Source organism: Streptomyces mesophilus, assembly GCF_040300965.1.
Taxonomy (GTDB): domain Bacteria; phylum Actinomycetota; class Actinomycetes; order Streptomycetales; family Streptomycetaceae; genus Streptomyces; species Streptomyces mesophilus_A.
Genome location: NZ_JBEPEW010000223.1, coordinates 1 through 9,418, shown reverse-complemented (window position 1 = coordinate 9,418; position 9,418 = coordinate 1). Strand labels below are relative to the sequence as shown.

The 9,418-nt window shown below is 70.7% G+C and carries 7 protein-coding genes; 6 read left to right on the top strand and 1 reads right to left on the bottom strand.

The window, feature by feature from the left end:
• The 6 genes from ABT367_RS39000 to ABT367_RS38975 all read left to right on the top strand — a co-directional run.
• A partial coding sequence (locus ABT367_RS39000; protein WP_352258414.1) for a sugar ABC transporter ATP-binding protein occupies window positions 1–1,137 on the top strand: 1,137 nt, incomplete at its 5' end.
• Entirely contained in the window at window positions 1,134–2,189 is a 1,056-nt protein-coding gene (locus ABT367_RS38995; protein WP_352258412.1) for an ABC transporter permease, read from the top strand. The genes ABT367_RS39000 and ABT367_RS38995, both read left to right, overlap by 4 nt.
• Complete coding sequence (locus ABT367_RS38990) at window positions 2,182–3,240, top strand: ABC transporter permease (protein ID WP_352258410.1); 1,059 nt, start codon at window positions 2,182–2,184, stop codon at window positions 3,238–3,240. Before ABT367_RS38995 ends, ABT367_RS38990 begins: the two co-directional genes overlap by 8 nt.
• A 77-nt stretch (window positions 3,241–3,317) precedes the next feature.
• On the top strand, window positions 3,318–4,406 hold the full coding sequence (gene rhaS, locus ABT367_RS38985; protein ID WP_352258408.1) for a rhamnose ABC transporter substrate-binding protein: 1,089 nt from the start codon (window positions 3,318–3,320) through the stop codon (window positions 4,404–4,406).
• 86 nt (window positions 4,407–4,492) lie between these two features.
• A complete protein-coding gene (locus ABT367_RS38980; RefSeq protein WP_352258406.1) occupies window positions 4,493–4,813 on the top strand; it encodes an L-rhamnose mutarotase in 321 nt (106 codons plus the stop codon).
• A gap of 56 nt (window positions 4,814–4,869) precedes the next feature.
• Window positions 4,870–5,898 carry a LacI family DNA-binding transcriptional regulator gene (locus tag ABT367_RS38975; protein WP_352258404.1) on the top strand — a complete coding sequence of 343 codons (1,029 nt, stop codon included), beginning with the start codon at window positions 4,870–4,872 and terminating at the stop codon, window positions 5,896–5,898.
• Window positions 5,899–5,977: 79 nt separating this feature from the next.
• Here the strand turns inward: ABT367_RS38975 and ABT367_RS38970 are convergent, their stop codons facing one another.
• Window positions 5,978–8,917, bottom strand: a complete 2,940-nt coding sequence (locus ABT367_RS38970; RefSeq protein ID WP_352258402.1) for a glycosyl hydrolase — start codon at window positions 8,915–8,917, stop codon at window positions 5,978–5,980.
• Between the last annotated feature and the right edge of the window lie 501 nt (window positions 8,918–9,418).

Sequence of the window (9,418 nt, the reverse complement as noted above, 5' to 3'; positions counted from 1 at the left end):
GACCTCTTCGCGCGACTCGGCGTGGACCTCGACCCCGACCAGCCGGCCCGCGGCCTGTCCATCGCCGACCAACAGCTCGTCGAGATCGCCAAGGCGCTGTCCTTCGACGCCCGCGTCCTGATCATGGACGAGCCGACCGCCGCGCTCACCGGCAGCGAGGTCGCCCGCCTCTTCGGCGTCGTACGCACCCTGCGCGAGCAGGGCGCGGCCGTGCTGTTCATCTCGCACCGCCTCGAAGAGATCTTCCAGCTCTGCCAGCGCGTCACCACCCTGCGCGACGGCGCCTGGATCGCGAGCGAGCCGCTCGACGGCCTCACCGAGGACGACCTGGTGCGCCGCATGGTGGGCCGCGACCTCGCCGAGCTCTACCCCAAGCAGGACACGCAGACCGGTGAAGTGGCGCTCAGCGTGCGGCGGTTGACTCGCGAGGGCGTGTTCACCGATGTCTCCTTCGATGTGCGCCGTGGCGAGATAGTCGGCCTGGCCGGACTCGTGGGAGCCGGCCGCAGCGAGGTCGCCCGCGCCGTGTTCGGCGTGGACCGCTTCGACGGCGGCGAGGTCGAGGTGCTCGGCACGCGGCTCAAGCCCGGCGCCCCCAGCGTGGCGATGGCCGCGGGTCTCGCCCTGGTTCCGGAGGACCGCCGCGCGCAGGGCCTGGTGATGGACATGTCCATCGAGCGCAACATCGGCCTGACCGGCTTCGCCGACACCACCCGCGCGGGCCTGATGAACCGGAAGGCCGAGCGCAGCCGCTCCGTCGACTGGGCGGTCAAGCTTCAGGTGAAGTACGCCCGCCTCGCCGACGTGGTCGGCACGCTGTCCGGCGGCAACCAGCAGAAGGTCGTCCTCGCGAAGTGGCTCGCGACCGCACCCCAGGTGCTGATCGTCGACGAGCCGACCCGCGGTATCGACGTCGGCACCAAGGCGGAGGTGCACCGGCTGCTCTCCGCGCTCGCCGCCGAAGGCGTCGCGGTCCTGATGATCTCCTCGGACCTGCCGGAGATCCTCGGCATGGCCGACCGGGTGCTCGTGATGCACGAGGGGCGCCTTTCCGCCGAACTCACCCGCGCAGAGGCCACCGAGGAGTCCGTGATGGCGGCCGCCACCGGCCGTACGAACCAGGAGAGTGCCGCATGACGGTGACCGCCACTGCGGTGCGCGAAGAGGCCGTACCGGAACCCGCCGCCGGGCGTCGCCTCATCGACAAGGTGTTCAAGGCCCGCGAACTCGCCGTGGCCGCCGTGCTCCTGGTGATGCTCGGCGCCACCCAGCTGTCCAACACCGAGTTCCTGTCCGAACAGGGCATCAAGGACCTCCTGCTCAACGCCACCATCCTGGTCCTGGTCGCCACCGGCCAGGCCGTGGTCGTGATCACGCGCAACGTCGACCTGTCGGTCGGCTCGGTCCTCGGCATCTCCGCCTTCGCCGCAGGCACCTATCTGCAGGACGGCGGCAGTTCCCTCGTCGCGATCCTGCTCGCCGTGGGCCTCGGCGCCCTGTTCGGCGCGCTGAACGGCGCGCTCGTCAGCCTCGGCAAGGTGCCCGCCCTGGTCGTCACGCTCGGCACGCTCTACATCGTGCGCGGCATCGACTCCATCTGGGTCGGCTCGCAGCAGATCACCGCCGACGACCTGCCGAACGGCTTCGTGGACTTCGGCCACGACGGCATCTGGGTCGTGCCCTACCTGGCGCTGCTCGCCCTCGCCGTCCTCGCGGCGGTGGGCTACTACCTGCGCAGCTACCGCAGCGGCCGCGAGATGTACGCACTCGGCTCGAGCCCCGAGGCCGCCACGCTCGCCGGTGTCCCCGTACGCAAGCGCATCATGACCGCGTACGTGCTGTGCGGCGCCCTCGCGGGCCTCGCCGGCGCCCTGTACCTGGCCCGGTTCGGCAACGTCGACTCGGCCACCGGCAGCGGCTACGAACTCACCGTCGTCAGCGCGGTCGTGGTCGGCGGCGTCGCCTTCACCGGCGGCAGCGGTTCCGTGTACGGCGCCGCGCTCGGCGCCCTCCTTCTCACCTCGATCAACAGCGTGCTGCCGGCCATCGGCGTCAGCTCCGTCTGGGTCACCGCCATCAACGGAATCCTGCTGCTGCTCGCCATCGCCGTCGACCGGATCCTGGCCCTGCGGGTGGCCGCAGTGCTGCGCAAGCAGGCCGCACAGCTGAGGAGCGCCCGCCATGCCTGAGCTCACCAAGAACTCCGCCGTACCGGAGCTCACCAAGAACTCCGCCCTCGCCCGCTTCGGCGGCGCGGTGCGCTGGGACAGCGCCGTCGGCGCCCTGCTCCTGGTGCTTCTCATCTGCTCGTTCTCGTTCGTCGACAACTTCGGCAACGCGCTCAACCTGTCGTTCCTGATCGGCAATACGCTCCCCATCGCCCTGATCGCGCTGCCGATGACCATGCTGGTGATCTCCGGCGAGGTCGACCTCTCCGTGGGTTCCACGGCAGGTCTGTCCGGGGCCGTCATGGGCGCCCTGTGGAACGCGGGCATGGCCATCGAGACGATCATCCCGATCTGTCTGCTGCTCGGTGTCGTGTGCGGACTGGTCAACGGGCTCCTGGTGACCCGTCTCGGCCTGCCGTCCCTCGCCGTCACCATCGGCACCATGGCCGCCTACCGCGGTATCGCCCAGATCGTGCTCGGCTCGGACTCGGTCACCGACTTCCCGACCCAGTACCTGGACTTCGGCGCCGGCCGGATCGGCGAGACCTTCATCCCGTACGCCCTGTTCCCCTTCCTCGTGCTCCTCGCGATCGCCGTCGTCGTGCTGCATGCCACGCCGACGGGGCGCTCGCTCTTCGCGATCGGCGCGAGCGAGGAGGCCGCCAGGTTCTCCGGGATCCGCGTCAAGCGGCTCAAGCTGTCGATGTTCATCACCACCGGTGTGCTCTCCGCGCTCACCGGAGTCTTCTGGGCCCTGCACTACGCCAGCGCCCGCTACGACAACGCCACCGGCCTCGAACTCTCGGTGATCGCGGCCGTGTTGCTCGGCGGCATCGACTTCGACGGCGGCAAGGGAACCCTCGGCGGCGCCATCGCGGGTGTGTTCCTGCTCGGCACCCTGCAGAACGCGATGAGCCTGCAGAACGTTTCCGCCCAGTCCCAGATCGTCGTCACCGGCGTCCTGCTCGTGATCTCCGTCCTCGGACCCCGTATCGGCCGGCAGGTCGCCCAGGCGCGAGCCCGCCGAAGGACAGCGGCAGCGCCTCCACCGCAGGCCGCGCCCAGCACATGACAGGGCGGGCCGCGCCCGCGGCCCGCACCTCCCCGCTCGTACCCACACCCCTCGTATCCCACTAAGGCAGGACACTCATGTCTGAGACGCGCACCGCACGCACCCGCCGTCTGACCGCCGCGCTCGCCGTCACGGCCGCACTCGCCCTGGGCGCCACCGCGTGCGGTGGCACCACCAAGGACGACGCCGCCAAGGAAGGCGGCACCGCGGCCGCCGGCAAGGCCGACCCGAACGCCGAGACCAAGAAGGACCTCACGGTCGCGTTCCTGCCCAAGCAGGTCAACAACCCGTACTTCACCACCGCCGACAACGGCGGCAAGAAGGCCGTCGAGTCGCTCGGTTCGACGTACAAGGAGGTCGGCACCAGCAGCGGCACCGACACCGCCGGTCAGGTCAGCTACGTCAACACGCTGACCCAGCAGCAGGCCGACGCGATCGCCGTGTCCGCGCAGGACCCGGGCGCGCTGTGCACCGCCCTGAAGCAGGCCATGAAGAACGGGGTCAGCGTCGTCACCTACGACTCCGACACCAAGGCCGACTGCCGCCAGATCTTCGTCTCCCAGGCCAGCGCCGAGGACCTCGGCCGCACCCAGGTCCAGGAGATGGCGAAGCAGATCGGGGGCAAGGGCGAGATCGCGATCCTCTCGGCGGCCCAGACCGCCACGAACCAGAACACCTGGATCGACTTCATGAAGGACGAGCTCAAGAAGCCCGAGTACAAGGACATCAAGCTCGTCAAGACCGCGTACGGGGACGACGACGCGCAGAAGTCGTTCCAGCAGACCCAGGGCCTGCTCCAGGAGCACCCGAAGCTGGCCGGGATCATCTCCCCGACCACCGTCGGCATCAAGGCGGCCGCCCAGTACCTGTCCGGTTCGAAGTACAAGGGCAAGGTCAAGCTGACCGGCCTCGGCACCCCGAACGACATGCGTGCCTACGTCAAGAACGGCACCGTCGAGGCCTTCGAGCTGTGGGACCCGGCGAAGCTCGGCGCTCTCGCCGCGCACACCGCCGTCGCCCTGGAGTCGGGCCAGATCACCGGGCAGGAAGGCGAGAAGTTCAAGGCCGGTGACCTCGGCGAGTTCACGGTCGGCAAGGACGGTGTCGTCTCGCTCGGCAAGCCCACCGTCTTCAGCAAGTCGAACATCGACGACTTCGACTTCTGAGCCGTTCGACCGCTGAACCGCCCGACCCAACGGGGCCGTCGACGCCGTGCGTTGACGGCCCCACCCCGTGAGAGGACTTCACCGGCATGCAGCGTGTCTGCTTCCTGCTCCGTGTCCGCGGCGACCGGATCGACGAGTACCGCGAACGTCACCGCCACGTATGGCAGGAGATGCGCACGGCGCTCTCGGCGGCCGGCTGGCGAAACTACTCCCTGTTCCTGCGCGAGGACGGCCTGCTCGTCGGCTATCTGGAGACCGACGACTTCGACGCGGCGCGCGCCGCCATGGACGCCACCGACGTGAACTCCCGCTGGCAGGCGGAGATGGGGGACTTCTTCGAAGAGCTCGACGGACGGTCGCCGGACGGCGCGATGCGCCCGCTGACCGAGATCTTCCACCTCGCATGACGAACGGACCGGGCTCCCGTATGCCGGGCACTGCGAGCAGGACTTCAGGGGGACGCATGGCAGGTGGGCGGCCGCCCGTCGGCATCAAGGACGTGGCGCGCGCGGCGGGGGTGTCCGTCGGAACGGTGTCCAACGTCCTCAACCAGCCCGACCGCGTCTCCGAGCAGACCCTGCGCCATGTCAAGGAGGTCATCGAAGGCCTCGGCTATGTGCGCAGCGAGTCCGCCCGCCAACTGCGCGCCGGACAGAGCCGCATCATGGCGCTGCTCGTCCTCGACCTGAGCAACCCCTTCTTCGTCGACGTGGCCCGCGGCGCCGAACGGGCCGCCCGCGAGGCCGGGCTCGGGGTGATGGTGTGCACCAGCGACCAGAGCGCCGAGGAAGAGGCGCACTACCTGTCGCTCTTCGCCGAACAGCGCGTACGCGGCGCGCTCGTCACCCCCGCCGACCCCAGCGGCGAGACGCTGCGCGCCTTTCGCCGGCAGGGCATTCCGTATGTGGTCGTGGACCGCGTCACCGGTGACGAAGAGGGCTGCTCCGTGTCCGTGGACGACGTGGCGGGCGGCGCCCTCGCGGTACGTCACCTCCTCGCACAGGGCCACCGCTCCCTGGCGTACGTCAGCGGACCGCCCCATCTGAAGCAGGTGCAGGACCGGCGCGAGGGCGCCCATCTCGCGCTCGCGGAGGCGGGGCTCGACGCCGGACTGCTGCGCGAACTGCCCACCGAACGGCTCGACGTGAGCGCCGGGCGCGACGCGGGCAGCCGCCTGCTGGGTCTGGGCGAACGCCCCACGGCGGTCTTCTGCGCCAACGACCTGCTCGCCCTCGGCGTGCTCCAGGCGCTGTACGCGGCAGGCGTCAAGGTCCCCGAGGACATGGCGATCGTCGGCTACGACGACATCGAGTTCGCGGCGGCCGCCACTGTGCCCCTGACCTCGGTCCGCCAGCCGGCCCGCACCCTGGGCACCCTCGCCGCGCGGATGCTCCTCCAGGAGACCGCCACCGACGCCGACCGGCACCACCATGAGCATGTGGTGCTCCAACCGGAGCTGGTGGTACGGCAGTCGAGCCTGGCGCGGGAGTAGCAGGCCGCGGCCGGCCGAGCTCAGAGGGGGACCGTCCTTACGGACGGTCCCCCTCGTCATGCGCTTCGCGCGCCAGATCTCACACGCGTACCGTCCCGACGCCGTACGGCACGATCCGCACCGGGCCGAGCAGGCCGTAGTCCTGCCGCTTGGCGGCGCCGAACACGGTCGGGCGGGTGACGCGCAGGCGGTTGAGGAGGGGGCTCGCCACCTCCACCTCGATGGTGTTGGTGCCGCGCCGCAGCCGGGAGCCGAGGTCCGCGACCCGGGTCAGCTGGTCGACCGGCGGCAGCTCCTTGCCGTTCACCCTCACGCGGAACGTGTCGCACACACCGCCCAGTTGCAGATACGCGCCGTGCCGCGCGGACCACTCGGCGCCCAGCTCGACCGTCGTGCGATAGCGGCCCACTCCCGACACGTCCTCCAGACCGGGGATCTTCGACCAGGGGGCGAGCGCGGCCAGTTCGACCACGTGCCGTTCGTGCGCCGTCTCGGTGGCGCTCGCTCCCGGCCTCCAGTCGTCGACCGTGAGCGTCCAGGACGTCAGGGCGACGGGTTCCGGCACCGCGCCGACGGCGGTCTCGACCGTACGGCCGTGGTCGAGGGTGGTGGTGTACATCCCCGCTGCCGCGGCGCGGACTTCGAGCCGTCCCCGGTCCTTTATGCGAACCGAGTCGGCCTGGGTGGCCACGGCATGACGGCGGGGCAGGTCACGCGCCGGGCGGGCCAGCACGACCACGGTCACCGCGCCGGGCTCGAGGTCCACCGTCAGCCGGACCCGGCCGTCGTCTGTGCGCGTGTACAGGGCGATCGGGGCGACCTCGCCCGTCCACGGGTCGAGCCGGTACGGGACGGCTCCCTTGACGTGCGGGGTCAGCGTGACGTCATGCGTGATGCGGGACCCGGTCGAACCCTTCTTGCCGACCGCGTCGTTGGCGAAGTAGAACCAGTCGGCCTCGTCGCTCGCCCGGTGCGTGTGCAGCAGCATGGACGACTGCGCGTACTCCACGTCCCGGCGCAGACCGAGCGCGGCGATGGCCTCCGGGATGTCCGGCCGGTCGGCCACCGTGTGGACCGTCTTCAATGCGCCGAGCTCCGTGAGGAGTCGACGCAGCCGCTCGTCGTCGCCGGGGCGGGCCCGGCCCGGCACACGGGCGTCCGACCAGTCGCCGACGAGGATGACGGGCAGCCCCGCCTTCGCGTAGGAGACCAGCTTCTCGGCGACGCCCAGCTCCAGGGTGTGCTCGCGGCCCGCCATGATGTCCCCGTCGACCACGAGGGCCTTGAGCGCGAGGCCGTCCGGTGCGAACCGGCCCTCGCGCACCTTCGCGGACGGCAGGTCGAGCAGGCGCGGGCTGAGGAACGTGTGCGTCCAGCCGACCGGCACGCCGTCACCGGAGAACCAGGGGGCGCCGAGGCCGGAGCCGGCGTATCCCTTCTGCCGCAGCACCCCGACGTCGACCCTGTTGACTCCGGTCTGCAGAACGGCCTGCAGACGGGCGAGTTGATCGGCGATCGACCGTGTGTGCCGCCAAGTGGGCTGACGCGGACCCCACGCCTCGCCGTAGCCGGCCGCGCCCGAGTAGGGAGAGAAGGCCGCGAAGCCCGGCCACTGGGCACCAGGAGCGTCGGCATACGCGAAGCCGTGGAAGACGGCTTGGTTGACACCGGCCGCGTACTGCGTGACGAGCTTCTTGAGGGTGTCGGCCCAGGTCGTGGCGTACGCGCCGCCGGCCGTGGCACCCGCCTCGTTCGACACGATGCGCTTGCCGCCCATGTCCCGGCCGCCGGCCAGGCACCGGAAGTCGTCCAGGTTCTTGAAGCCGAGCGACTCGCCCTCGGTGATGTCCAGGAGCGCCGACTTGTAGATGGCGTCGGTCTCCAGGCCGTACGGCTGGATGCGCAGCTTCAACCCGAGGGTGTGCGCCCACTTCTGCAACGGAAGCAGATGGTGCTCGACGTACAGCTCGGTGATCACCTCCATGACGTCGCGGCGCACCGCCTTGTCGAGGGTCGGCTCGAAGCTGAACACGTGGTCCTCGTGCCGTTCCATGAACGCGGCGAGACAGGGGAGCAGCGCGTATCCGCGGCGGCGTTCGAACTCGGCGGGGAGTGCGGGGGTCCACAGGGTCGCCTCGGTCTCCATCTCGATGGAGTCCTCGAACAGCGCCCCGCCCGTGTCGCGAAGCAGCCCGCGGATCGTGGGCGTGAGGATGTGCCGCTCCCAGAAGTCGGTGACCGCGCGGGTGCCCGCGTCGCTGAAGTGGTCCACGACGTAGGACAGGGGAGTGGTGTGGTTCCTGCCCTCGGGGCGCTGGCCCGAACCGCGCTCCCAGTACGCCACCAGCAGCCAGGTCGCGCCGTCGTCCGGCGCGGTCCATGTGATGCGGCCGCCCGCGACGCGGTCCGTGACCTCGGTGACCGTCGACTGATCGAGGCGTATGGGTTTGGCCTCCGGTGAACTGCCGGCCGAGACCCGGACGGACTGCACGGTCAGCAGCCGCTGCTCGGTGACGCCCTCCTCCTCGGGGTCCGGGGCGGCGGGCAGCGGCCCCTCGTAGGTCGAGCCGGCCGTCACGACTGCGAATCCGTGGGCGAGTTCCTTCGCCGCGGCCTTGCCGTCCGGCGTGATCGAGGGCACGGCGGCGGGCCAGGCCGGGCCGATCGTGAGGTCGACCTCGACGTCACGCTTCTTCGCCTCGCGCAGCGCCGCCTCGATCGCGGCCCGCCAGGCGGCGGTGCCCCAGCCGTAGCGGACCGTGTCCAGCTGCTCGGTCATGCTGTGCGTGACCGCGGCGATCTCCACGCCGCCGAAACCGCCTTCGGCGATCGAGCGGATCTCGCGGGCGATCTCGGCGGTGTCGACCAGGGCGTCGGGCCACCACCAGCGGAACTTGGGGCGCACCGAGGGCGCGGGAGCGCCGAGGCCGGGGACCGCGCCCGCAAAGGGAGCCGCCGTGGCGGTGCCCGTCGCGCCGCCCCAGTGCAGAGCCGTCGCGGCGCCTGCCACGGCGCTCATTCTCAGCAGGGTCCGGCGTCGCAGGCTCATGGCTCTCCTCGTTGAGTGTCCGGGACGGATTGAACGGTTCAAACGATTCAATCGGTGCGCGAGGAACCTACGTTGAGGTGAAGCGCCAGGCAAGGGGTGAGTGCCAACTTTCCCCGTACAGAGGTCTTGACGGCCGTTGCGGGCTCGCGCAGAGTGGCCGTCGATGCGGCCCGAAACGATTCAACTCGCTTGGGGATGCCAGCAGATGGGCCGCCCAGCTCGCGCCGGGAGCGCCGGCCTGCGCCCGCACATCGCCGCCCCGCGTATCGCCACCCCGTACCCGCCGTACGTCCTCGCCGTCACGGAGCCGCCCCATGACCCGTCAACACCTGCCGAGACGCACCTTCGTCGCCCTGTCCGGGGTGACCGTGGCCGCCGTGTCCGGAGCGGGCACTGCGAAAGCCGCCGCGCCGGTCCGCGCGCCCGTCGCCCCCGCGGCCGCGGCGGTGCGACGCCCCCTGCTCGCCGAAC

Excerpts from the sequence above, each read along its gene's own strand:
- ABT367_RS38980 (WP_352258406.1), top strand. The coding sequence starts at position 4,493 with ATGCAGCGTGTCTGCTTCCTGCTCCGTGTCCGCGGCGACCGGATCGAC.
- rhaS (WP_352258408.1), top strand. The coding sequence starts at position 3,318 with ATGTCTGAGACGCGCACCGCACGCACCCGCCGTCTGACCGCCGCGCTC.
- ABT367_RS38990 (WP_352258410.1), top strand. The coding sequence starts at position 2,182 with ATGCCTGAGCTCACCAAGAACTCCGCCGTACCGGAGCTCACCAAGAAC.
- ABT367_RS38975 (WP_352258404.1), top strand. The coding sequence starts at position 4,870 with ATGGCAGGTGGGCGGCCGCCCGTCGGCATCAAGGACGTGGCGCGCGCG.
- ABT367_RS38995 (WP_352258412.1), top strand. The coding sequence starts at position 1,134 with ATGACGGTGACCGCCACTGCGGTGCGCGAAGAGGCCGTACCGGAACCC.
- ABT367_RS38970 (WP_352258402.1), bottom strand. The coding sequence starts at position 8,917 with ATGAGCGCCGTGGCAGGCGCCGCGACGGCTCTGCACTGGGGCGGCGCG.